General features: G+C 62.2%; 21 protein-coding genes. 11 read left to right on the forward strand and 10 right to left on the reverse strand.

From position 1 onward, the window contains the following. Positions 1-18 precede the first annotated feature (18 nt). The 7 genes from cheB to FX984_RS24300 all read right to left on the reverse strand — a co-directional run bounded on the left by cheB (position 19) and on the right by FX984_RS24300 (position 8,313). The gene (gene cheB, locus FX984_RS24270; RefSeq protein WP_027604518.1) at positions 19-1,029 is read right to left on the reverse strand and encodes a chemotaxis response regulator protein-glutamate methylesterase; all 1,011 of its coding nucleotides are present in this window, start codon (positions 1,027-1,029) and stop codon (positions 19-21) included. Then, a complete protein-coding gene (locus tag FX984_RS24275; RefSeq protein WP_027604519.1) occupies positions 1,026-3,308 on the reverse strand; it encodes a hybrid sensor histidine kinase/response regulator in 2,283 nt (760 codons plus the stop codon). The genes cheB and FX984_RS24275 overlap by 4 nt, the downstream gene beginning before the upstream one ends. After that, positions 3,305-4,006, reverse strand: a complete 702-nt coding sequence (locus tag FX984_RS24280) for a chemotaxis protein CheW (protein ID WP_092356412.1) — start codon at positions 4,004-4,006, stop codon at positions 3,305-3,307. The genes FX984_RS24275 and FX984_RS24280 overlap by 4 nt, the downstream gene beginning before the upstream one ends. Then, positions 4,003-5,256, reverse strand: a complete 1,254-nt coding sequence (locus tag FX984_RS24285; protein WP_027604521.1) for a CheR family methyltransferase — start codon at positions 5,254-5,256, stop codon at positions 4,003-4,005. The genes FX984_RS24280 and FX984_RS24285 overlap by 4 nt, the downstream gene beginning before the upstream one ends. Continuing rightward, positions 5,253-5,765 (reverse strand): chemotaxis protein CheW, encoded by a 513-nt coding sequence (locus tag FX984_RS24290; RefSeq protein ID WP_027604522.1) that lies wholly within the window; start codon positions 5,763-5,765, stop codon positions 5,253-5,255. Before FX984_RS24290 ends, FX984_RS24285 begins: the two co-directional genes overlap by 4 nt. Then, positions 5,765-7,387, reverse strand: a complete 1,623-nt coding sequence (locus FX984_RS24295; protein ID WP_027604523.1) for a methyl-accepting chemotaxis protein — start codon at positions 7,385-7,387, stop codon at positions 5,765-5,767. Before FX984_RS24295 ends, FX984_RS24290 begins: the two co-directional genes overlap by 1 nt. Before the next feature lie 218 nt (positions 7,388-7,605). Next, positions 7,606-8,313, reverse strand: a complete 708-nt coding sequence (locus FX984_RS24300; protein WP_065938734.1) for a tellurite resistance TerB family protein — start codon at positions 8,311-8,313, stop codon at positions 7,606-7,608. 167 nt (positions 8,314-8,480) lie between these two features. Here FX984_RS24300 and FX984_RS24305 point away from each other — a divergent pair, with 167 nt between their 5' ends. The 8 genes from FX984_RS24305 (at position 8,481) to FX984_RS24340 (ending at position 18,688) form a co-directional block, all read left to right on the forward strand. Next, entirely contained in the window at positions 8,481-9,392 is a 912-nt protein-coding gene (locus FX984_RS24305) for a LysR family transcriptional regulator (RefSeq protein WP_027604525.1), read from the forward strand. A gap of 132 nt (positions 9,393-9,524) precedes the next feature. Then, positions 9,525-10,982, forward strand: coding sequence for a gamma-aminobutyraldehyde dehydrogenase (locus FX984_RS24310; protein WP_065926495.1), 1,458 nt, complete (start codon positions 9,525-9,527; stop codon positions 10,980-10,982). Between the two features lie 71 nt (positions 10,983-11,053). Then, positions 11,054-12,205 (forward strand): putative ABC transporter substrate-binding protein YdcS, encoded by a 1,152-nt coding sequence (gene ydcS, locus FX984_RS24315; RefSeq protein ID WP_146475839.1) that lies wholly within the window; start codon positions 11,054-11,056, stop codon positions 12,203-12,205. Positions 12,206-12,341: 136 nt separating this feature from the next. Next, positions 12,342-13,376: an ABC transporter ATP-binding protein gene (locus FX984_RS24320; RefSeq protein WP_027604528.1), complete on the forward strand. Its 1,035-nt coding sequence runs from the start codon at positions 12,342-12,344 to the stop codon at positions 13,374-13,376. 1 nt (position 13,377) lies between these two features. Then, a complete protein-coding gene (locus FX984_RS24325; RefSeq protein WP_027604529.1) occupies positions 13,378-14,307 on the forward strand; it encodes an ABC transporter permease in 930 nt (309 codons plus the stop codon). Continuing rightward, on the forward strand, positions 14,297-15,106 hold the full coding sequence (locus FX984_RS24330; RefSeq protein ID WP_025856826.1) for an ABC transporter permease: 810 nt from the start codon (positions 14,297-14,299) through the stop codon (positions 15,104-15,106). The genes FX984_RS24325 and FX984_RS24330 overlap by 11 nt, the downstream gene beginning before the upstream one ends. A 170-nt stretch (positions 15,107-15,276) precedes the next feature. After that, a complete protein-coding gene (locus FX984_RS24335) occupies positions 15,277-16,701 on the forward strand; it encodes a gamma-aminobutyraldehyde dehydrogenase (protein ID WP_146475841.1) in 1,425 nt (474 codons plus the stop codon). 361 nt (positions 16,702-17,062) lie between these two features. Then, on the forward strand, positions 17,063-18,688 hold the full coding sequence (locus FX984_RS24340; protein ID WP_027604532.1) for a glucan biosynthesis protein D: 1,626 nt from the start codon (positions 17,063-17,065) through the stop codon (positions 18,686-18,688). A gap of 45 nt (positions 18,689-18,733) precedes the next feature. Here the strand turns inward: FX984_RS24340 and FX984_RS24345 are convergent, their stop codons facing one another. The 3 genes from FX984_RS24345 to FX984_RS24355 all read right to left on the reverse strand — a co-directional run bounded on the left by FX984_RS24345 (position 18,734) and on the right by FX984_RS24355 (position 22,324). After that, complete coding sequence (locus tag FX984_RS24345; protein ID WP_027604533.1) at positions 18,734-18,919, reverse strand: hypothetical protein; 186 nt, start codon at positions 18,917-18,919, stop codon at positions 18,734-18,736. A gap of 270 nt (positions 18,920-19,189) precedes the next feature. Beyond that, complete coding sequence (locus FX984_RS24350; RefSeq protein WP_027604534.1) at positions 19,190-20,296, reverse strand: NADH:flavin oxidoreductase/NADH oxidase; 1,107 nt, start codon at positions 20,294-20,296, stop codon at positions 19,190-19,192. A 126-nt stretch (positions 20,297-20,422) separates the two neighbouring features. After that, positions 20,423-22,324: a potassium transporter Kup gene (locus FX984_RS24355; RefSeq protein WP_027604535.1), complete on the reverse strand. Its 1,902-nt coding sequence runs from the start codon at positions 22,322-22,324 to the stop codon at positions 20,423-20,425. A 413-nt stretch (positions 22,325-22,737) separates the two neighbouring features. Between FX984_RS24355 and FX984_RS24360 the strand changes: the two genes are divergently transcribed. The 3 genes from FX984_RS24360 to rimO all read left to right on the forward strand — a co-directional run bounded on the left by FX984_RS24360 (position 22,738) and on the right by rimO (position 24,914). Further along, on the forward strand, positions 22,738-23,061 hold the full coding sequence (locus FX984_RS24360) for a type II toxin-antitoxin system RelE/ParE family toxin (RefSeq protein WP_027604536.1): 324 nt from the start codon (positions 22,738-22,740) through the stop codon (positions 23,059-23,061). Next, a complete protein-coding gene (locus FX984_RS24365; RefSeq protein WP_043293399.1) occupies positions 23,058-23,393 on the forward strand; it encodes an addiction module antidote protein in 336 nt (111 codons plus the stop codon). Before FX984_RS24360 ends, FX984_RS24365 begins: the two co-directional genes overlap by 4 nt. 180 nt (positions 23,394-23,573) lie before the next feature. Further along, on the forward strand, positions 23,574-24,914 hold the full coding sequence (gene rimO, locus FX984_RS24370; protein ID WP_005785474.1) for a 30S ribosomal protein S12 methylthiotransferase RimO: 1,341 nt from the start codon (positions 23,574-23,576) through the stop codon (positions 24,912-24,914). The last annotated feature ends 98 nt before the right edge of the window (positions 24,915-25,012 follow it).

Genomic DNA, 25,012 nt, shown 5'->3' on the forward strand with positions numbered 1-25,012 from the left:
AGCCGCGGGAGGTGTGGATCATTTTGCAAATACCTCCAGCAATCGGGGCGCAATTCTATCCAGTGGGCGAATTTCAACAGCAGCATCAATCGCCGCCGCCGCTTTGGGCATGCCATACACCGCCGAGCTTTGCTGATCCTGGGCGATGGTCAAATAACCTTGTTCACGCATTAGCTTGAGCCCCTGGGCCCCATCACGGCCCATACCGGTCAGCAGTACGCCGACGGCATCGCCATTCCAGTGGCTGGCCACGCTTTCGAAAAACACATCGATGGAAGGCCGGTAAATCTCGTTCACCGGCTCTGCGGTATAGGCTAGCGTGCCATTCTTCAATAAACGAATGTGGTGATTGGTGCCGGCCAGCAGCACCACCCCGCTTTGCGGCGGTTCGCCTTCGCGGGCCAGGCGTACCGGCAGGCCGGAAGCGCTGCTCAGCCACTCGGCCATGCCGGCGGCGAAGACCTGGTCCACGTGCTGCACCAGCACAATGGCGGCGGCAAAGTCCCGGGGCAACCCCTTGAGCAGGGTTTCCAGGGCAGCCGGGCCACCCGCCGAAGAACCGATCGCCACCAGGCTCTGGCGTTTGCCGGTGCTGCGCTCCGGCGTGGTTTCGGCGCGCACACGGCTGCCGCGCTGGCCGATCAGCCAGCCGATGTTGAGGATCTTGCGCAGCAACGGCGCCGCCGCATCCTTGGGGTTGCCCACGCCGAGCGCCGGCGTGTCCACCACATCCAGGGCGCCGTGGCCCATGGCTTCGAACACCCGGCTCACATTGGCCTGGCGGTCGACGGTCACCAGCAGGATCGCGCACGGGGTCTCGGCCATGATCTGCCGCGTGGCCTCCACGCCGTCCATCACCGGCATGATCAGGTCCATCAGGATCAGGTCCGGGGTCAATTCGGCGCAGCGCTGCACCGCCTCCAGGCCATTGCTGGCCACCCACACCACCTGGTGCAGGGGCTCGAAGCTCAAGGCACGGCGCAGGGCCTCCACGGCCAGGGGCATGTCATTGACGATCGCAATCCTCATGAGCGCGCGCCTCCGATCAGCTCCACCACGGCATCCAGCAGCGCGTCATCGTGGAAGCTGGCCTTGGCCAGATAATAATCGGCCCCAGCATCCAGGCCGCGACGGCGGTCTTCCTCACGGTCTTTGTACGACACCACCATCACCGGCAACGATTGCAGGCGACTGTCACGGCGCAGGAGTGTGACCAATTCAATACCGTCCATACGAGGCATATCGATATCAGTGATAAGCAGGTCGAAGTCTTCGGAGCGCAAGGCGTTCCAGCCGTCCATGCCGTCGACCGCGACGGCCACTTCGTACCCGCGATTGAGCAGCAGTTTGCGTTGCAACTCCCGCACAGTGAGCGAGTCGTCCACCACCAGTACCCGCTTGCGCGGTGCCTCGGTGGCCTGCTGGCTGCGCCGGGCGATGCGTTCCAGGCGCCCGGTGTTGAGCAGCTTGTCCACCGAGCGCAGCATATCTTCCACATCGACGATCAATACCACCGAGCCGTCGTCCAGCAAGGCACCGGCGGAAATATCCTGGACCTTGCCCAGGCGATCATCCAGCGGCAGCACCACCAGGGTGCGTTCGCCGATAAAGCGTTCCACCGCAATCCCGTAAACCGCATCGCGCTCGCGGATCACCACCACCTTCAAGGTTTCGTCATTGCTCTGCCCCGATGGGCGCTGCAACAACTGGCTGGCGGCGACCAGGCCCACATGCCGACCTTCGTGCCAGAAATGCTGGCGGCCTTCCAACTGCACAATGTCGTCGGGGGCCAGGTCGCACATGCGCTCGATATGCGCCAGCGGGAACGCATAGGCTTCCTCGCCGACTTCCACCACCAGGCTGCGCACCACCGACAGAGTCAGCGGCACCTCCAGGTGGAAGCGGCTGCCCTGCCCTGCCGTCTGCTCCAGCACCACCGCGCCGCGCAGTTGGCGGACCATATGCTGCACCGCATCCAGTCCGACACCGCGCCCGGACACTTCGGTGACCTTGTCGCGCAGGCTGAACCCCGGCAGGAACAGGAACGTCAGCAGCTCCTCTTCACTCAGGTTCAGGGCCGTCTCCCAGGTTGAAAGATGCCGATCGACGATGGTGCCGCGCAGGCGCTCCAGGTCGACGCCATTGCCGTCGTCACTCAGCTCCAGCACCAGCAGGCCGGCCTGATGGGACGCGCGCAGGCGGATCAGGCCTTCGGCGGGTTTGCCTGCCAGCAGGCGTTGCTCGGGCATTTCGATGCCGTGGTCGACGGCATTGCGCAATAGATGGGTGAGTGGCGCTTCGAGCTTTTCCAGCACGTCGCGATCGACCTGGGTCTTTTCCCCCTCGATCTCCAGGCGCACTTGCTTGCCCAGGCTGCGGCCGAGGTCGCGCACCATACGCACCTGCCCGGCCAGCACATCGGCAAACGGGCGCATGCGACACGCCAACGCAGTGTCGTAGAGCACCTGGGCACGCTGGCCGGCCTGCCAGCCAAACTCATCCAGCTCGGCGGTCTTTTCCGCCAGCAGCGCCTGGGCTTCGCTCAACAGGCGGCGGGTATCGGCCAGGGCTTCCTCGGCTTCGAGGCTCAAGCCCAGGGTCTTGAGCTGGCCATCCAGGGTATCCAGGGCGCGTACGCTCTGGCTTTGAATCCGTTTGAGACGCTGCATGCTGGCCAGGTAGGGCTTGAACCGCTGGGTTTCCACCAGGGACTTGCTCGAGAGGTCCAACAGGCTGTTCAAGCGCTCGGCGGTCACGCGTAATACACGTTCGCCACCTTCAGTCATGCGCCGGCCCTGACGCGGCGGATCGCTGGCGACGGGCGGTGCGGGCTCGGGCTCCGGCGGCAGCTCTTCGATAAGCGGCGCCGGGGCGGGCTCAGGCGCAGCGGGCAGCGGCACGACGTAGGCACTGGGCTGGGATGGATCCAGCAGGCGCTCCATCAACGCCACATAGGCGTCGATGTCCGCCGTGCCGACATCGTTGCCAGGGGTGGCGATACGCATCAGCAGGTCGGTGCCTTGCAGCAAGGCGTCGATATGTTCGGGTTGCAGGTACAGGCGGCGTTCCTGGGCGCTGACCAGGCAATCCTCCATGACGTGGGCCACGCTGACCCCGGCGTCCACCCCAACGATGCGCGCCGCGCCCTTGAGCGAGTGCGCGGCACGCATGCAGGCTTCAAGCTGGTCGGCCTGGGTAGGGTTGCGCTCAAGGGCCAGCAGGCCCGCGCTCAGCACCTGGGTCTGGGCATCGGCTTCCAGGCTGAACAGCTCCAGCAGCGAGGCGTCGCGCATCTGGTCGGGGGTCATGTGAGGCTCCGGGTCACGGCGGACAACAATTGCGCCTCGTCCAGCCACCGCAGGCTACGGCCTTTCCACTGCAACACACCCTGGGTGTAGCGCGCGCTGGCCTGGGTACCCGAGGCCGACGCCGCCTTCAGGGTGCGCTCATCGATGGCATGGATGCCATCCACTTCGTGCACCGGCACCACCACCGGGCCATCCTGCGCGGCGATGATCAGCATGCGCGGCATGATCCGCCCACCGCTGGCGCCCTGATGGGTTGTTTCCAGGCCAAGCAACTCCACCAGCGACAGGCACGCCACCAGCGCGCCACGCACATTGGCCACACCGAGCAAGGCACGGGAGCGCTGGTGCGGCAGCGAATGAATCGGTTGCAACGGCGCCACCTCCACCAGGCAGCGGGTGGCGATGCCCAGCCATTCCTCGCCGAGGCGGAACACCAACAGCGAGCGGGTGATGATCTTTTCGTCAACCTCGGCAGCCGCCACCGGACGACGGTCGTCCTGCTGCAAGGCATAGCGGTCCAGCAAGCGCGTGGCGGCAGCCGAGTACACCGAACAGTTGCGGCAGTGGATATGCTCCACCAGCAGCGGGCATGACTTGTCGCCATGGATACCGATACGGTTCCAGCAGTCGTCGATGGCTTGGGTGTCGGCCAGGGTCAAGTCCAGGCCTGCGGTGTTGAGCGCCTCGGTGCTACTCATCGTTTGGACTCACTGTCTGCTCGCTCGCTGCGGGCGGCCCGCGCCTGTAAACGGCGCGCCCCCGCACTGTCGCCCTGGGACTCGAGCAAGGCGGCCAGGTGCATCAAGGCCTGCGGATGCTGGGGTTCCAGGTACAAGGCTTTTCGATAAAACCCCTGGGCTTCCAGGGCGCTGCCGGCCACGTCGCTGAGCAACCCCAGCCAGTAGAACACCTGGGCGGCCGGCGGGTGACTGTTCAGATACTGCTCACAGGCGGCGCGGGCCTCGGCACTTTTACCTTCGTTGGCCAGGCTGGCGATGCGGCTGAGCAAGGTGCCCGCATCGGAGGGCGGCGCCTTGATCGGCCCCGCCTGGTTGCTGGCCGTGCTGAACGGTCGCGGCTTGACCGGGACCGGCGCGGCGCTGCGCGGTGGCGTCGGCATGGGCACGAATACCGGCTCAGGCTTCACCGGTTCGGCCTGCCGGCTGAAGGCAAATGACTGCGGCACCCCAATCGAGCGCATGCCGTGGCGCCCCAGCAAGCTGCCCTCGGCGGGACCGATAAACAGCACGCCGTCCACATGGGTCAGGCCCTTGAGCACATCGAAGACTTGCTTCTGGGTCGGCTGGTCAAAGTAGATCAGCAGGTTGCGGCAAAACACGAAATCGTAGCTCGCCTCGTTCGCCAGCAGCGTCGGGTCGAGCAGGTTGCCGACTTGCAGGCGCACCTGTTCGCGCACGCGGTCGGCAATGTGGAACCCGTCGCCGTATTCCGTGAAGTGGCGGTCGCGAAAGGCAATATCGCCACCGCGAAACGAGTTCTTGCCATACACCCCACGCCGGGCGCGCTCCACCGACAGCGGGCTGACATCCAGGCCCAGGACCTTGAACTGGTGCGGCGCCAACCCGGCATCCAGCAAGGCCATGGCAATGGAATAGGGTTCTTCGCCGGTGGAACACGGCAGGCTGAGAATGCGCAGGGCGCGCATCTGCTTGATCTCGGCCAGGCGTGCAAGCGCCAGTCGGGCCAGGGTCGCAAAGGATTCGGGGTAACGGAAAAACCAGGTCTCGGGGACGATCACGGCTTCGATCAGCGCTTGTTGCTCGTCCTCGGAGCTTTGCAGGTGCTGCCAGTACTGCCCTGGCGTTTGCGCCTGCACGGCCTGGCTGCGCTGGCGCACGGCACGCTCGATGATGGCCTCGCCGACCGACGCGACATCCAGGCCGATACGTTCTTTCAAGAAGGCAAAGAAACGCGGGTCGTTGCTCATAGGCTCAGCTCGGCAGAAAACAACAAGGCGCGCACATCGTCGGTGAGCACGTCATTCACGCCAATCCACTGCATCAGGCCCAGGGCATCCTCCCGCACCGGCCCCAGGTACCGCGCCTGGCGGTTATCCAGGCCGTAAGGCTGGAATTCCGCCGGGTCGCACCGCAGGGTGTCCGTGGCCTGCTCGAGGATCAGCCCGAGCCAGCGCGATTCGACCCAGGTGTGCGGCTGGTAATTGACCAGCACCAGGCGCGTACTCGTACGCGCCTGGGCCGCTGTGCCGAAGGTCAGCGCACTCAGGTCGATGACCGGTACCAACGCCCCGCGATGGGCAAAGATGCCCGCCACCCACAGTGGCGCATGGGCGATAGGCTTGAGCGGCAGGCGTGGCAACACCTCGGCCACCTCCGTGGCCTTGAGCGCAAAGCGTTCGCTGCCGATGTGAAACACCAGGAACAAGGCTTTTTTCGCTGCCGGAACGGCGCCGCGTTTAGCCGCAAGGTCGCTCATCAGACTTTGAAACGCGACACGCCGCTGCGCAGACCCACCGCAACCTGGCTCAGTTCATCGATGGCAAAGCTGGCCTGGCGCAGGGACTCCACCGTCTGGCTGCTGGCATCGCCCAGTTGCACCAGGGCATGGTTGATCTGCTCGGCGCCGGTGGCCTGGGCCTGCATGCCTTCGTTGACCATCAACACCCGCGGCGCCAGGGCCTGTACCTGATGGATGATCTGCGACAGCTGCTCGCCTACTTGCTGCACTTCGAACATGCCTCGACGGACTTCTTCGGAGAACTTGTCCATGCCCATCACGCCCGCCGAAACCGCTGACTGGATTTCACGCACCATCTGCTCGATGTCATAGGTGGCCACGGCGGTCTGGTCGGCCAGGCGCCGCACTTCGGTGGCCACCACGGCAAAACCGCGCCCGTACTCACCGGCCTTTTCGGCCTCGATGGCGGCATTCAGGGACAGCAGGTTGGTCTGGTCGGCGACCTTGACGATGGTCACCACCACCTGGTTGATGTTGCCGGCCTTCTCATTGAGGATCGCCAGCTTGGCGTTCACCAGGTCGGCGGCGCCCATCACCGAGTGCATGGTTTCTTCCATGCGCGCCAGACCTTGCTGGCCGGAACCGGCGGCCACCGAGGCCTGGTCGGCGGCGGTGGACACTTCGGTCATGGTGCGGACCAGATCCTTGGAAGTGGCAGCGATCTCCCGCGAAGTGGCACCGATCTCAGTAGTAGTGGCCGCGGTTTCAGTGGCAGTGGCCTGTTGCTGCTTGGAGGTGGCGGCAATCTCGGTGACCGAGGTGGTGACCTGCACCGAAGAGCGCTGGGCCTGGGACACCAGGGCCGTAAGCTCGGTCATCATGTCGTTGAAGCCGGTTTCCACCGCGCCGAACTCGTCCTTGCGCTCCAGGTTCAAGCGTTTGCTCAGGTCACCGGTACGCATGGTCTCGAGGATCTCGACGATACGCTGCATCGGCGCCATGATCGCGCGCATCAGCAGCAGGCCACACAGGCCGGCAGCGAGGATCGCCACGGCCAGCGACAGGAACATGCTGACCTTGGCCGAGGCAACGGCGTCGTCAATGGCGGCCGTCGCGTTGTCGGACACGGCCTTGTTTTCCGTGATGATGTCATTGAGCTTCATGCGCCCTTCGGTCCAGATCGGCGTCAATTGCTCTTCCAAGAGCTCGCGCGCGGCCGGCAGGTCATTGGCTTCGACGCGATCGAGTACCTGGGCCAGGACCTTGTTGTAATTGATGTGGGCGGCCTTGAAGTTGTCGAACTCCATGCGATCGGCCTGGCTATGCACGGTTTTTTCGTAATTGGCCATCTGCTGTTCGATACGCGATTCGAAGGCCTTGTAGTCCGATTTATCGCTATTGGTGAAGGTTTTATCCTCGCGCAGGCCAATGATATCGATGGTCTGCAAATAACTGTCGACCCATGCGCTACGGATCATCGAACTGAGGTAAACCCCCGGCACCGCGTCGTCACGCACCGATTCCTGGCTGGCTTCAATCTTCAGCAACCGTGAGTAGGACACCACAACCATCAGCAGCATGATCGCGATAATGACCGCAAAGCTCGCCAAAATCCGCTGGCGCAAGGTCCAATTCTTCACAGTGTTTCCTCGAAGGGCCATTCAAATGGAGGGGAGTATAGCTGAGCAGAAGCCCTCATTTATCAATGGGTTTCGATGTGGCACACACACATTGCAAAAACACCTGTGGGAGGGGGCTTGCTCCCGATTGCCGTGGGTCAGTTGCAGAGATTCGAACTGGACCACCGCTATCGGGAGCAAGCCCCCTCCCACAGGTTGGATTTGCCCGGCCCCGTTGGTTACTGGTTAAGCCGTACCTGCTTTTCCAGTTCCAGCTTCAAGCCCGGCTCGAGCTTGAGTTGGCGGGCCAATTCGTCCAGATACGCCTTTTCCATAAAGTTCTCCTCGTCCACCAGCATCACGCTGGCGATGTACATCTCGGCGGCCATTTCCGGGGTGCCGGCGGCGCGGGCGACGTCGGCCGGGTCCAGCGGCTTGTTCAGCTCGGCGTGCAGCCAGCTTTGCAGTTCGCGGTCGTTGTCCAGCTTGGTGAATTCACCTTCGATCAGTGCGCGCTCGCGCTCATCCACATGGCCGTCGGCCTTGGCGGCGGCGACCAATGCCTTGAGGATCCCCTGGCTGTGCTGCTCGACCTGGGCCGGTGGCAGGCGATCGATGGTTTGCGGTTCGCCCTGAGGCGCGTTGGCCTGCTTCGCTTGCCAGTTGCCGTAGGCTTTGTAGGCAATCACGCCCAACGCGGCCAGCCCGCCGTAGGTCAGGGCCTTGCCGCCAAACTTGCGCGCCTTCTTGTTGCCCAGCAACAGGCCCATCGCCCCCGCCGCTAGGGCGCCACCGCCCGCACCGCCGAGCAGGCTGCCCAGACCGCCGCCGCCGAGCAGCCCGCCGAGGGCGCCTTTATCGTCCTGTTTGCGCTGGCCGCCGGTTTTATTCTGCAACATGTCCTGGCCGGACTTGAGCAACTGATCGAGCAATCCACGGGTATTCATTCGTAGCCTCCAGACACTAGGGTTCATGGACCAATAGGCCCTCAGCGTAAAACTAAGTGCCAAAAAGCCGCGATCTAGAGTGCTTCCAGATGTAACGCCACTGCCGTTCGCTAAAACCGATATACACTCGGACAAATCTATAAAAACACCCCACTGGTAATTCCAGCATGATGACCTTGCGTCAAATCCGGCATTTTATCGCCGTGGCCGAGACCGGATCGATCTCCGCCGCCGCGCAGACCGCGTTCATTTCCCAGTCCACCCTGACCCTGGCGATCCAGCAACTGGAGCAGGAAATCGGCGTCACCCTGTTCAACCGGCACGCCAAGGGCATGACCCTCACGCACCAGGGCCATCAGTTCCTGCGCCAGGCGCACTTGATCCTCGCCACCGTCGACAATGCCAAGCGCAGCCTGCAACAGAGCACCGACCAGGTCGCCGGGCAATTGATCATCGGCGTGACCAGCCTGGTCGCCGGCTACTACCTGGCGGATTTGCTCACCCGCTTCCAGCGCGCCTACCCCAACGTGGAGATCCGCGTGATGGAAGACGAACGCCCGTATATCGAGCATTTGCTGGTCAGCGGCGAGATCGATGTGGGCGTGCTGATCCTCTCCAACCTGGAAGATCGCCACGCCCTGCAGACCGAAGTCCTCACCCACTCGCCCCACCGCCTGTGGCTGCCGGCGCAACACCCGCTCCTGGAGCACGACAGCATCAACCTCGCCGACGTGGCAAACGAGCCGTTGATTCAGCTGAACGTCGACGAAATGGGGCATAACGCCCAGCGCCTGTGGGCCGCTGCCGGCCTGCAACCGCGCGTGACCCTGCGCACCGCCTCCACCGAGGCCGTGCGCAGCCTGGTGGCCGCGGGCCTGGGCGTGTCGATCCAACCGGACATGACCTACCGCCCCTGGTCCCTGGAGGGCGACATTATTGAAGCGCGGCCGATTGCCGACCTCAGCCAGACCCTGGACGTCGGCCTGGCCTGGCGTCGGGGCACCGCGCGACCGGCCTTGGTGGATCCGTTCCTCACCGTTGCGCGGGAACAACCACACCCGCGCAAGCCATCTATTTAATCGAATGCTGCATTCAGTATTTAGTATTTGTTGACCTCGCGCCTGACCTCTAGTCTCTGTCTATGCATAAGAGAAGGTCCGGCGCCTTGTAAGAGAACGCCCATGACCGCACAAGAAAAGAGATCACGAAAAATGTCCGGCGCGCCCACCCCGCTGCTTACTGCGTTGCTGATCGACGGCGAACTGGTCCAGGGCCAGGGCGTTGCCGAGCCGATCCTCAACCCGGCCACCGGCGAAGTGCTCACCCAGATCGCCGAAGCCAGCACCGAGCAGGTCGAAAGTGCGATCCTCGCCGCGCACCGCGCTTTTGCCGGCTGGTCGCGGACCACGCCGCAACAACGCTCGAACATCCTGCTGGGCATCGCCGACGCCATCGAGAAACACGCCGACTACCTCGCCCGCCTGGAATCGCTGAACTGCGGCAAGCCGTTGCACCTGGCGCGCCAGGACGACTTGAGCGCCACCATAGATGTGTTCCGCTTCTTCGCCGGCGCCGTGCGCTGCCAGACCGGACAGCTCAGCGGCGAATACCTGCCGGGCTACACCAGCATGGTGCGCCGCGATCCGATTGGCGTGGTGGCCTCGATTGCGCCGTGGAACTACCCGCTGATGATGGCCGCGTGGAAGATCGCCCCGGCGCTGGCGGCCGGTAATACCCTGGTGTTCAAGCCGTCGGAACACACGCCGCTGTCGATCCTCGCATTGGCCCCGGTCCTGAAGGACGTGTTACCACGCGGGGTCATCAACATTCTGTGCGGTGGCGGTGAAGGCGTCGGCAGCCATCTGGTCAGCCACCCCAAGGTGCGCATGGTCTCGCTGACCGGCGACATCGTCACCGGCCAGAAAATCCTGCAGGCCGCCTCCAAGACCCTCAAACGCACGCACCTGGAATTGGGCGGCAAGGCGCCGGTGATCGTGTGCAACGACGCCGACCTGCAAGCCGTGGTCGAAGGCGTGCGTGCCTACGGTTACTACAATGCCGGCCAGGACTGCACGGCGGCATGCCGCATCTACGCCCAGGCGGGCATCCACGACAAATTGGTCGCCGAGCTGGGAGCAGCCGTCAGCAGCCTGCGCTTCGCCGGCAAGCGCGATGCCGATAACGAACTCGGCCCGCTGATCAGCACACGCCAGCGCGACCGCGTGGCCAGCTTTGTCGAGCGCGCCCTCGGCCAGCCGCATATCGAGCGGGTCACCGGCGCGGCCGTGCATTCCGGGGCCGGCTTCTATTACCAGCCGACGCTGCTCGCCGGTTGCAAGCAGAACGATGAAATCGTCCAGCGCGAAGTGTTCGGCCCGGTGGTCACCGTGACCCGCTTCGACGAACTGGAACAGGCGGTGGACTGGGCCAACGATTCCGAATACGGCCTGGCCTCCTCCGTCTGGACCCAGAACCTGGACAAGGCCATGCAGGTCGCCGCGCGCCTGCAATACGGCTGCACCTGGATCAACAGCCATTTCATGCTGGTCAGCGAAATGCCCCACGGCGGCTTGAAGCGCTCGGGGTATGGGAAAGATCTGTCCAGCGATTCGCTACAGGACTACAGCGTGGTGCGCCACATCATGGCCCGCCACGGCCAGCATCTTTAAAACAACAACTAAGCTCATGCGTCACGGCTTCACACACTGCCCCGACCATAATTAAAGAAGAGGGAATCCCCATGTCTGCGCATAAGACCGCACTGCTCAGTGCCTTGACCACCGCGCTGCTGGCCAGCGTCAGTATCCAGGCCGCCGAACCGCTCAAGGCGGTGGGCGCTGGTGAAGGCCAGCTGGATATCGTCGCCTGGCCCGGCTATATCGAACGTGGTGAAAGCGACAAGGCCTACGACTGGGTCACAGGTTTCGAGAAGGAAACAGGCTGCAAGGTCAATGTGAAAACCGCCGCCACCTCTGACGAAATGGTCAGTTTGATGGCCAAGGGCGGTTATGACCTGGTCACCGCGTCCGGGGATGCGTCGCTGCGATTGATCGTCGGCAAGCGTGTGCAGCCGATCAACACGGCGTTGATCTCCAACTGGAAGAACATCGACCCGCGCCTCAAGGATGCGCCGTGGTACGTGGTGGGCCAGCAGACCTACGGCACCCCGTACCAGTGGGGGCCGAACGTGCTGATGTACAACACCACCGTGTTCAAGACCGCGCCCACCAGCTGGAACGTGCTGTTCGATGCGCAGAACCTGCCGGACGGCAAGCCGAACAAAGGTCGTGTGCAGGCCTATGACGGTCCGATCTACATCGCCGATGCGGCGCTGTACCTCAAGAGCACCCAGCCGGAACTGGGGATCCAGAGCCCCTATGAACTGACCGAAACCCAGTACAAGGCCGTGCTCGACCTGTTGCGCGCGCAGCAGCCGTTGATCCACCGCTACTGGCATGACACCACCGTGCAAATGAGCGACTTCAAGAACGAAGGCGTGGTGGCCTCCAGCGCCTGGCCGTATCAGGTCAACGGCCTGCAGAACGAGAAGCAGCCGATTGCTTCGACCATTCCCAAGGAAGGCGCCACCGGCTGGGCCGACACCACCATGTTGCACAGCGAGGCCAAGCACCCGAATTGCGCCTACAAGTGGATGGACTGGTCGCTGCAGCCCAAAGTCCAGGGAGATGTCGCCGCCTGGTTCGGCTCGCTGCCAGCGGTGCCCGCAGCCTGCAAGGAAAGCGAACTGCTCGGTGCCGAGGGTTGCAAGACCAACGGCTTCGACCAGTTCGACAAGATCGCCTTCTGGAAAACCCCGCAGGCCGAGGGCGGCAAGTTCGTGCCGTACAGCCGCTGGACCCAGGACTACATCGCGATCATGGGCGGCCGCTAAGACCATGCAGACGGCATAGATCCCCTGTGGGAGGAGGCTTGCCCCCTCCCACATCGACCGCATTCACGGATGTTTTGTTTTTCAGCAGTCCAGGCCGGGCGCTGCGACCACCCGCGCCTTTTTGGAGCACCGCACCATGACGCTTGCAGTCCAATTCACCCACGTTTCCCGTCAGTTCGGCGAAGTGAAAGCCGTTGACCGGGTTTCCATCGATATCCAGGACGGCGAGTTCTTTTCCATGCTCGGCCCATCCGGCTCGGGCAAGACCACCTGCCTGCGCCTGATCGCCGGTTTCGAGCAGCCGAGCGCAGGCTCGATCCGCATTCATGGCGAGGAAGCCGCTGGCTTGCCGCCGTATCAGCGTGACGTAAACACGGTATTCCAGGATTACGCACTGTTCCCCCATATGAACGTGCGCGACAACGTCGCCTATGGCCTCAAGGTCAAAGGCGTGGGCAAGACCGAACGCCTCAATCGCGCCGAAGAAGCCTTGGGGATGGTCGCCCTCGATGGCTACGGCGAGCGCAAGCCGGTACAGCTCTCCGGCGGCCAACGCCAACGGGTAGCCCTGGCCCGTGCCCTGGTCAATCGCCCCCGCGTGCTGCTGCTCGACGAGCCGTTGGGCGCCCTCGACCTCAAGCTGCGCGAACAGATGCAAAGCGAGCTGAAGAAGCTGCAGCGCCAGCTCGGCATCACCTTTATCTTCGTGACCCACGACCAGACCGAAGCGCTGTCGATGTCCGACCGTGTGGCGGTGTTCAACAAGGGCCGTATCGAACAGGTCGACACCCCGCGCAACCTGTACATGAAACCGGCCACCGCGTTCGTCGCCGAGTTCGTCGGCACCTCCAACGTGATTCGCGGCGAGTTGGCCCAGCGCCTCAGCGGCAGTGCGCAGCCGTTTTCGATTCGCCCGGAGCACGTAAGGTTTGCCGAGGGCCCGCTGGGCGCCGGCGAAGTGGAAATCAGCGGCCTGCTGCACGACATCCAGTACCAGGGCAGCGCCACCCGCTATGAACTGAAACTGGAAAACGGCCAGGCGCTGAACATCAGCCAGGCCAACAACCAGTGGCTGGACATCAGCAGCGGCCATCAGGTCGGCCAGTCCATCACCGCCCGTTGGGCGCGAGAAGCCATGACGCCGCTGACTGACCGCGCAGGCGAGGTGTGACATGAGCCTGGCCCTTTCCCAACCGCCGATGCGCAGGTTTTCCAACCTGCTGTACCGCAAGCCCAACCTGTACCTGGCGATGCTGCTGGTTCCGCCGCTGATCTGGTTCGGCGCGATCTACCTGGGTTCGTTGCTGACCCTGCTGTGGCAAGGCTTCTATACCTTTGACGACTTCACCATGGCGGTCACGCCGGACCTGACCCTGGCCAACTTCGCCGCGCTGTTCCAGCCGTCGAACTTCGACATCATCCTGCGCACCCTGGGCATGGCGATCGTGGTGTCGATCGCCAGCGCCATCGTCGCCTTCCCGATCGCCTACTACATGGCGCGCTACACCACGGGCAAGACCAAGGCGTTCTTCTATATCGCGGTGATGATGCCGATGTGGGCCAGCTACATCGTCAAGGCGTATGCCTGGACCTTGCTGCTGGCCAAGGGCGGCGTGGCGCAGTGGTTCGTGCAGCACCTGGGCCTGGAACCGGTATTGCAGTTCGTGCTGGGCATTCCCGGCGTGGGCGGCAGCACCTTGAGCACCTCGCACCTGGGGCGCTTCATGGTGTTCGTCTATATCTGGCTGCCCTTCATGATCCTGCCGATCCAGGCGTCCCTGGAGCGCTTGCCGCCGTCGCTGCTGCAAGCCTCCGCCGACCTCGGCGCGAAGCCGCGCCAGACCTTCATGCAGGTAATCCTGCCGCTGTCGGTGCCGGGGATTGCCGCCGGTTCGATCTTCACGTTTTCGCTGACCCTGGGCGATTTCATCGTGCCGCAACTGGTGGGCCCGCCGGGTTACTTCGTCGGCGGCATGGTCTACGCCCAGCAAGGCGCCATCGGCAATATGCCCATGGCCGCGGCGTTCACCCTGGTGCCGATCGTGCTGATCGCGGTTTACCTGTCCATCGTCAAACGCCTGGGGGCCTTCGATGCACTCTGAGAAATCATCCTTAGGCTTGAAGATCGCAGCCTGGGGCGGTTTGGTATTCCTTCACTTCCCGATCCTGATCATCTTCCTCTACGCCTTCAACACCGAAGAAGCCGCGTTCAGCTTTCCGCCCCAGGGCTTTACCCTGAAGTGGTTCAGCGTGGCCTTCGCCCGGCCGGACGTGTTGGAGGCGATCAAGCTGTCGTTGCAGATCGCCGCCATCGCCACCCTGATTGCCATGGTGCTGGGCACCCTGGCCTCGGCGGCGCTGTATCGCCGCGAGTTCTTTGGCAAGCAAGGCGTGTCGCTGATGTTGATCCTGCCGATTGCGCTGCCGGGGATCATCACCGGTATTGCGCTGCTGGCGACGTTCAAGACATTAGGCATCGAGCCGGGGATGTTCACCATCATCGTCGGCCACGCGACGTTCTGCGTGGTGATCGTCTACAACAACGTCATTGCCCGCCTGCGCCGTACGTCCCACAGCCTGATCGAAGCCTCCATGGACCTGGGCGCCGACGGCTGGCAGACCTTCCGCTACATCATCATGCCCAACCTCGGCTCGGCGCTGCTGGCCGGCGGCATGCTGGCGTTTGCGCTGTCGTTCGACGAAATCATCGTCACCACCTTCACCGCCGGCCACGAACGTACGTTGCCGCTGTGGTTGCTCAACCAATTGAGCCGGCCACGGGATGTGCCGGTGACCAACGTGGTCGCGATGCTGGTGATGCTGGTGACGATGTTCCCGATCCTGGGCGCCTATTACCTGACCCGCGGTGGTGAAAGCGTGGCGGGGAGCGGTGGTAAATAACTTGGCCACTGAAGGAACGCGGTTCAAATGTGGGAGGGGGCTTGCCCCCGATAGCGGTGTGACAGCCAACACAGCTGTCACTGAACCACTGGCATCGGGGGCAAGCCCCCTCCCACATTTAAATCCGGTTTCTTCAGGGAAATAACACGCGTTTTTTGGAGGACTCAATCATGCAAACCAAACTGCTGATCAACGGCCAACTGGTACAAGGCGAAGGCCCGGCCCAGGCCATCTTCAACCCGGCACTGGGCCGCGTGCTGGTGGAAATCAAAGAAGCCAGCGAAGCCCAGGTCGACGCCGCCGTGCGCGCCGCCGATGCGGCCTTCGAAGGCTGGTCGCAGACCGCGCCCAAGGATCGCTCGCTGTTGCTGCTGAAACTGGCCGACGTGATCGAAGCCCACGGCGAAGAACTGGCCAAGCTGGAATCGGACAACTGCGGCAAGCCCTACAGCGCCGCGCTGAACGACGAGATCCCGGCAATTGCCGACGTGTTCCGCTTCTTCGCCGGCGCCAGCCGATGCATGAGCGGTTCGGCCGGTGGTGAATACTTGCCCGGCCACACCTCGATGATCCGTCGCGACCCGGTGGGCGTGATCGCGTCCATCGCGCCGTGGAACTACCCGCTGATGATGGTCGCCTGGAAAATCGCACCGGCCCTGGCCGCGGGCAATACCGTGGTGCTCAAGCCGTCGGAGCAAACCCCGCTGACCGCGTTGCGGATGGTCGAGTTGGCGTCGGAGATTTTCCCGGCCGGAGTACTCAACCTGGTGTTCGGCCGTGGGCCTACCGTGGGCAGTCCGCTGGTGAACCACCCGAAAGTGCGCATGGTGTCGCTGACCGGCTCCATCGCCACAGGCGCGAATATCATCTCCAGCACCGCCGACAGCGTGAAGCGCCTGCACATGGAGCTGGGCGGCAAGGCGCCCGTGATCATCTTCAACGACGCGGATATCGATGCAGCGGTGGAAGGCATTCGTACCTTCGGCTTCTACAACGCCGGGCAGGACTGTACCGCAGCGTGCCGGATTTATGCGCAGGCGGACATCTACGATGCCTTTGTGGAGAAACTCGGCGCGGCGGTCGCCAGCATCAAATACGGCTTGCAGGATGACCCGGCCACTGAGCTGGGCCCGTTGATCACTGCGCAACACCGCGACCGGGTTGCCGGGTTTGTCGAACGCGCCGTGGCGCAGCCGCATATCCGCCTGGTCACCGGTGGCAAGGCAGTGGAAGGCAATGGCTTCTTCTTTGAGCCGACCGTACTCGCCGATGCGCAACAGGACGATGAGATCGTGCGCCGCGAGGTGTTCGGGCCGGTGGTGTCGGTGACCAAATTCACCGATGAGGCGCAGGTGCTGGGCTGGGCCAATGATTCGGACTACGGGTTGGCGTCGTCGGTATGGACCACCGACGTAGGACGCGCCCACCGCCTGGCCGCGCGCTTGCAGTACGGCTGCACCTGGGTAAACACCCATTTCATGCTTGTCAGCGAAATGCCCCACGGTGGTCAGAAACTGTCGGGGTATGGCAAGGATATGTCCATGTATGGCTTGGAGGACTACACCACGGTTCGGCATGTGATGTTCAAGCACTGATCCCCCAAGTGCCGTAACGCTTTATTGTAGGAGCGAGCTTGCTCGCGAAGAACGCAAGAGCACTGCGGTTAATCAGAATCTCCGCGTTATCGTTGACGTTCTTCGCGAGCAAGCTCGCTCCTACATTTGGATCTTCATAATTGGTGGGTAATGTGTTCACTCACAGCGTCGGAAATGTCTTGTCGCATTTGCAATGCCATCACCCCGCCATCAATCAATTTTCCTTCTCCATCGAACCGCTTAAGCTATCCGGCGTCTGTTTAATGTCCGTTGCGTTTGGCCGAAGGCATGTCCGAACCGTAATTTCTGATCCAGCACGTGCCAGGAACGGCGCGGGATTTGCTCACGACAGGTTGTCTCTATGCACCGCAGGAATTTGCTCAAAGCCTCCATGGCCATTGCGGCCTACACCGGTTTATCGGCCAGCGGCCTGCTTGCCGCGCAGGCCTGGGCCGGGAACCGTGCCGCCGATGGCAAGGCCGTAGCGTTCGATTTTGAAACGCTCAAGGCCCAAGCCAAACAGCTCGCCGGGACCACGTATAAAGACACCAAACAGGTGCTGCCGCCTACCCTGGCGACCATGACCCCGCAGAATTTCAACGCCATCGGCTACGACGGCAACCATTCGCTGTGGAAGGAATTGAACGGCCAGCTCGACGTGCAGTTCTTCCACGTCGGCATGGGCTTCAAGACACCGGTGCGCATGCACAGCGTCGACCCCAAGACCCGTGAAGCCCGCGAAGTGCATTTCCGCCCTTCACTGTTCAATTATGAAAAAACCACCGTCGACACCAAACAGCTGACCGGCGACCTGGGTTTCTCCGGCTTCAAGTTGTTCAAGGCGCCGGAACTGGATCGCCATGACGTGCTGTCGTTTCTCGGCGCCAGCTACTTCCGCGCGGTGGATTCTACCGGCCAGTACGGCCTCTCCGCCCGTGGCCTGGCGATTGATACCTACGCAAAAAAACGCGAAGAGTTCCCGGACTTCACGCAGTTCTGGTTCGAGACCCCGGATAAGAACGCGACCCGCTTTGTGGTCTACGCCCTGCTCGACTCGCCGAGCGCCACCGGCGCCTACCGCTTCGATATCGACTGCCAGGCCAACCAAGTGGTGATGGCCATCGACGCCAACATCAATGCCCGCACCGCCATCGAACAGTTGGGCATCGCCGCCATGACCAGCATGTTCAGTTGCGGCACCCACGAACGCCGCATGTGCGACACCATCCACCCACAGATCCACGATTCGGACCGCCTGGCGATGTGGCGAGGTAATGGCGAGTGGATTTGCCGCCCGTTGAATAACCCGGCCAAGCTGCAGTTCAATGCGTTCGCCGACACCGACCCGAAAGGTTTCGGCCTGGTGCAGACCGACCATGAGTTCGCCAGCTACCAGGACACCGTCGACTGGTACAGCAAGCGTCCAAGCCTGTGGGTCGAACCGACCACCGCCTGGGGCGAAGGCTCGATCGACCTGTTGGAAATCCCCACCACCGGCGAGACCCTGGACAACATCGTGGCCTTCTGGACCCCGAAAAAGCCGGTGGCGGCCGGCGACTCACTCAACTATGGCTACAAGCTGTACTGGAGCGCCCTGCCCCCGGTCAGCACGCCGCTGGCGCAAGTCGACGCGACCCGTTCCGGCATGGGCGGCTTTACCGAAGGTTGGGCGCCGGGCGAGCACTACCCGCCAGTGTGGGCGCGCCGGTTTGCCGTGGACTTCAAGGGCGGCGGCCTGGACCGTTTGCCGGCCGGCACCGGGATCGAGCCGGTGGTGACCTGCTCCCACGGCGAAGTGAAAGACTTCAGCGTGCTGGTGCTCGACAACATCAAGGGCTACCGCATCCTGTTCGACTGGTACCCGACCAGCGACAGCGTGGAGCCGGTGGAACTGCGGCTGTTTATTCGCACCCAGGACCGCACCCTGAGTGAAACCTGGTTGTATCAGTACTTCCCGCCGGCACCGGAGCAGCGCAAGTACACCTGATCCAGATCGTTCCCACGCGCGTGGGAACGATCCTCGCGCACGCCATCAGAACCGCGACACACTCTTCATCGCTCCAATCAGATAGCGCATCGCCACCTGATCGTTTTCGGTCAGGGCGCGATACTGCGCCAGTAATTCGGCTTCGTCCGAACTCAACCTGCGGCCACGCAAGGACACCCTGCGGGTAAAAAAAGACACCACCGCACCCGCTACACCATAGGACTTGGCCATGGACTGTTTCTCCTGATATCGATCAAAAACTCCTGTGCCCACAAACCGTTTCCCGGGGAGCGCAATGCCTCCGTGAACAAACAGGCTGACTTCCTGGGCCAGAAATCAGTCCTACCCTAAGCGTAGAAACAATCTCGTTACGTGTGGGATTTTTTTAGAGCATTCACTTAAAAAATCACTTCGGTAACAAATACCTACAACCCCATCCCACAGCAGCAGGCAAAAAAAACCCACCGGTTCAAGGTGGGTTTCGACGGCGCCGACGCAGGATCAATCCCTCAAGTCAGACTCGTGGATCGGTTGGTCCCGATGGGTCGCTCGTTGGTACTGAGCCGGCCAAATGGCCTTGCGCCCGCCCAGATCATCATCGGCATGCAACGGCCAGTAAGGGTCACGCAGCAGTTCACGGGCCAGGAAGATGATGTCGGCCTGGCAGGTACGCAGGATGTGCTCGGCCTGGGCCGGTTCGGTGATCATGCCGACGGTGCCGGTGGCGATGCCCGACTCCTTGCGTACACGCTCGGCAAAGCGCGTCTGGTAACCGGGGCCGGTGGGGATTTCGGCGTTAGCGGCAGTGCCGCCGGAAGACACGTCGATCAGGTCCACGCCCAGGTCTTTGAGGCGACGCGCGAGTTCCACGGTTTCATCAGGGTTCCAGCCATCTTCCACCCAGTCGGTGGCCGACACCCGCACGAACAGTGGCAGCTCCTGGGGCCAGACCTCGCGCACGGCCTCGGTCACTTGCAGCACCAGGCGGATACGGTTCTCGAAGGAGCCGCCATATTGGTCCTGCCGCTGGTTGCTGATGGGCGAGAGGAATTGATGCAGCAGGTAACCATGGGCGGCGTGGATCTCCACCACTTCAAAACCGGCGGTCAGGGCTCGCCTGGCGGCGGCGACGAAGTCGGCGATCACTTGCTGGATCTGCGCCTCATCCAAAGGCTTGGGTTGGGTGTGCTGCGGGTCAAAGGCAATCGGCGACGGCCCCACCGGCACCCAGCCACCGTCTTGCGGCTTGACGCTGCCGTGCTTGCCGATCCATGGGCGGTGGGTGCTGGCCTTGCGCCCGGCATGGGCCAGCTGGATGCCCGCCACCGCGCCCTGGGCGGCGATAAACCGTGTGATGCGCCGCAGGGGTTCGATCTGTTCGTCGTTCCACAGGCCCAGGTCTTCGGCCGTGATGCGGCCATCGGCGGTTACGGCGGTGGCTTCGGTGAATATCAGCCCGGCGCCACCGACCGCGCGGCTGCCGAGGTGGACCAGGTGCCAGTCGTTGGCCAGGCCATCGACACTTGAGTACTGACACATCGGCGACACCGCGATACGGTTGAGCAGGGTCAATTGGCGCAGGGTATAGGGTTCGAGCAGCTGACTCATGGCGCACCTCTTCTGGGGTCTGTGGGCACTATTCAAACAGTGCTTAGAGCCTAGTCGACAACCGTGGATTGCACAGGGTTCAGACGTAAAGCGGGAGCCGATTGCCGGCTCCCGTACCGCGCAGGCTTACATTTCGACCTGGGTGCCCAATTCGATCACTCGGTTGACCGGGAGCTTGAAGAACCGCAGGTTGCCGTTGGCGTTCTTGAGCATGAATGCAAACAACGCTTCGCGCCAACGGGCCATGCCCTTGATGCGGGAGGCGATGACGGTTTCACGGCTGAGGAAGTACGTGGTGCGCATCGGACTGAAATCCAGGCCGTCCAAATGGCACAGCTTCAACGCTTCGGGGACGTCCGGCTCATCGGTAAAGCCGAAGTGCAGGATCACGCGAAAGAACCCCTCGCCGTAGGAATCCACCTCGAAGCGCCGTGAGGCCGGAACACGCGGGATGTCTTCGTAGACCACCGTCAGCAACACCACCTGTTCATGCAGCACCTGGTTATGCAACAGGTTGTGCAACAGCGCATGGGGCACGGCGTCCGGGCGCGCGGTAAGGAACACCGCCGTGCCCTGTACGCGATGCGGCGGCTGCACGCGGATGCTGCTGATGAAGATCGGCAACGGCAGGCCACCTTCGTCGAGGCGGTCCACCAGCAATTGCTTGCCGCGCTTCCAGGTGGTCATCAGCACGAACAGCACAATCCCCGCCAATACCGGGAAGGCACCGCCCTGGATGATCTTCGGCACGTTGGCCGCGAAGTACAGCCCGTCCACCAACAGGCAGCAGACCAGGACCGGCACGGCCAGAATCGGTGGCCATTTCCACAGCAACAGCATGACTGCCGACACCAGGATGGTGGTCATCAGCATGGTCCCCGTCACCGCCACGCCGTAGGCCGACGCCAGTGCGTTGGAGGACTCGAAACCCAGCACCAGCAGGATCACGCCGACCATCAGCGACCAGTTCACCGCACCGATATAGATCTGGCCCTGTTCGGCGCTTGAGGTGTGCTGGATATGCATACGCGGGATATAACCCAACTGGATCGCCTGGCGCGTCAACGAAAACGCACCGGAAATCACGGCCTGGGACGCAATCACCGTGGCCAGGGTGGACAACACCACCAGCGGGATCAGCGCCCAACTTGGCGCCAGCAGGTAGAACGGGTTGCGTGCGGCTTCCGGGTCGCCCAGCAGCATGGCGCCCTGGCCGAAATAGTTGAGCACCAGCGCCGGCAACACCAGGATGAACCAGGCGCGGGCGATGGGCTTGCGGCCGAAGTGACCCATGTCGGCATACAGCGCCTCGGCACCGGTCAACGCCAGCACTACCGCACCGAGGATTGCCACGCCAATGCCAGGGTGGGCCTCGAAGAAACGCACGCCCCACATCGGGTTCAGGGCATTGAGCACTTCAGGGTGCAGGGTAATGCCATACACGCCGAGGCCACCCAGCACCAGGAACCAGGTCACCATCACTGGCCCGAACAGCTTGCCGATGCGGTCGGTACCGTGCTTCTGGATCAGGAACAGCGCCACCAGCACCACCAGGGCGATCGGCACCACCCATTTTTCCAAGCCGTCGAACGCCAGTTCCAGGCCTTCAATGGCCGACAGCACCGAAATCGCCGGGGTGATCATGCTGTCGCCATAGAACAACGCCGCACCGCACAGGCCACACACCACGAGGAAACTGCGCAACTTCTTGCGCTCCCCCGCCGCCCTTCGCGCCAACGCGGTCAGGGCCATGATGCCACCTTCGCCCTGGTTATCGGCGCGCAGCACGAACAGCATGTACTTGATCGACACCACCCAGATCAACGACCAGAAGATCAGCGCCAGGATCCCCAGCACACCGTCATGGTTGACCTGCACCCCATAACCACCGTTGAACACCTCTTTGAGGGTATAGAGCGGGCTGGTACCGATATCGCCGTAAACCACCCCGACCGCTGCCACCAGCATGCCGATCGGCTTTGCGTTGGAATGCTCGGCACCTGCTGCCTGACTACTTGCCTGACCCATCAACCACTCCTGCCCTTTGACCTGAGGTCTCTTATAAACAGCGCGTCTAAGCTGACCCTAGCATGCGCTGTTTTACTTCTCGTAACAGACGTTTTATTGACCCAAGGGTTTTCCCCGTGCGCAACGGCGCGAAGCATAGCGCAGCGGTCGTCGTATTTCCCTGCTCAAGTGATTCGGGTATCGATTTACACCGTCAGTCGTAGATGAAGCGGCATTTTGGAGCCTTTTTGCCTGCATTGATCACATTTACGGCCAACCGTATATTTTCCGCCCGGCTCAGTAGCGCAGCCTCAGCGGTGTATGCGCAAGCTCCTTGGCCACCTTGCCTGATCAATAAATCGCGCGCCTGCATCACCTGCGTAGTCGATATAAAAACTCAATCATTGCCCTGTCTCTTTTAAGGTACATTCCGCATGTACGAAGTGAAACACGTACTTTCAGTCAACGGGGTGGATATCTACCAGGCTTGGCTGGACACCGTGCAAGACACGCGTTCAAAGGCAAGAATCACCACCAGAGTGGATCGAGCTTCCCTTGGCCACTTTGGTGTTACCGAGTCGGTGGGTGACGGGGTCTTTGAGATGAAACTCGACTTCGGGCCTGGGTTTCGTGTGTATTACGCAATCCAGGATCGAAAAATTGTTTTCCTGTTGGGCGGCGGCTCAAAGGTCAGGCAGCAGAACGACATTGATCAGGCCAAGGCCCTCTGGAAATCTTACAAGGTGCAGCAAAAATGACCATTCGTACTCGTTCTCATGAAGATAGTGTTCTTGAAATGCTCCGAGACGACGAAGCATTTGCCTTGGAATATCTATCTGTCGCGCTTGAGGAAATCGATGAAGCGGGTGGGGAAGACGCGTTCCTTGTCGCTATCCGTCGAGTGGCGGACGCTCGCGGCGGGATGCTCAGTCTGTCGCAGAACACGGGCCTCAATAGAGCAAATCTCTATAGGTCCCTCGGCGTCGGCGGCGACCCAAAGCTTTCCACTCTCCTGAAAGTGCTTCAGGCGTTAGGTGTGGGCATGTCTAAAGTTGTAACGCACCGCACAGAGCAGGACGTCCGGGCTTAAGAACGTGTAAGGGCTGGGCGATTCACCCAACACAGCACTCGTCGCATTTCCCTGCATAAAGCTGGTCAAGAGCGTTGCCCGTCGCTAGAATTGCGCACTTTTTGATCAGAGGCGCAGCAAGCGCCCGTCCGCAGCCCTGTCGTGCCCGACTGGCGGCGTCATTCAATACCGAGGTTAGACATGTCCACCACCATCGCAAAAGCCAACCCCAAGGTTGGCTTTGTTTCCCTGGGTTGCCCGAAGGCTCTGGTCGATTCCGAACGCATCCTCACGCAACTGCGCATGGAAGGCTATGACGTGGTGTCCACTTACCAGGACGCCGATGTGGTGGTGGTCAACACCTGCGGCTTTATCGACTCGGCCAAGGCAGAGTCCCTGGAAGTGATCGGCGAAGCCATCAAGGAAAACGGCAAGGTCATCGTGACCGGCTGCATGGGTGTGGAAGAAGGCAATATCCGCAACGTGCACCCCAGCGTACTGGCCGTGACCGGCCCGCAGCAGTACGAGCAGGTGGTCAATGCCGTGCACGACGTGGTGCCGCCGCGCCAGGATCACAACCCGCTGATCGACCTGGTACCGCCTCAAGGCATCAAGCTGACCCCGCGTCACTATGCGTACCTGAAGATTTCCGAAGGCTGCAACCACAGCTGCAGCTTCTGCATCATCCCGTCGATGCGCGGCAAGCTGGTCAGCCGTCCGGTGGGTGACGTACTCGACGAGGCCCAGCGCCTGGTCAAATCCGGCGTCAAGGAGCTGCTGGTGATCTCCCAGGACACCAGCGCCTACGGCGTCGACGTGAAATACCGCACCGGCTTCTGGAACGGCGCGCCGGTGAAAACCCGCATGACCGAACTCTGCGAAGCCCTCAGCAGCCTGGGCGTGTGGGTGCGCCTGCACTACGTCTACCCGTACCCGCACGTGGACGAGCTGATCCCGTTGATGGCCGCCGGCAAGATCCTGCCGTACCTGGACATCCCGTTCCAGCACGCCAGCCCGAAAGTGCTCAAGGCCATGAAACGCCCGGCCTTCGAAGACAAGACCCTGGCGCGCATCAAGAACTGGCGCGAGATCTGCCCCGAGCTGATCATCCGTTCGACCTTCATCGTCGGCTTCCCCGGCGAAACCGAAGAAGACTTCCAGTACCTGCTGGACTGGCTGACCGAAGCGCAACTGGACCGTGTGGGCTGCTTCCAGTACTCGCCCGTGGAAGGTGCCCCGGCCAACCTGCTGGACCTGGCCGTGGTCCCGGATGACGTCAAGCAGGACCGTTGGGAGCGCTTCATGGCGCACCAACAGGCAATCAGCTCGGCGCGCCTGCAACTGCGTATCGGCAAGGAAATCGAAGTGCTGATCGATGAAGTCGACGAGCAAGGCGCAGTCGGCCGTTGCTTCTTCGATGCACCGGAAATCGACGGTAACGTGTTTATCGACGATGCCAGCGGCTTGAAGCCAGGTGACAAGGTCTGGTGCACGGTGACCGACGCCGATGAGTACGATCTGTGGGCTGAAAAGCGCGACTGATCGAAAAAACTTGAAAAGCCCTGCCTCTGGACAAGATGCGGGGCTTTTTTAGGTCTATCTTTTGCCCATCAGCACCCATCATCGCAAGGGGCAGCGGG

Origin of the sequence: Pseudomonas marginalis, from assembly GCF_008692035.1 — a bacterium.
Taxonomy (GTDB): domain Bacteria; phylum Pseudomonadota; class Gammaproteobacteria; order Pseudomonadales; family Pseudomonadaceae; genus Aquipseudomonas; species Aquipseudomonas marginalis.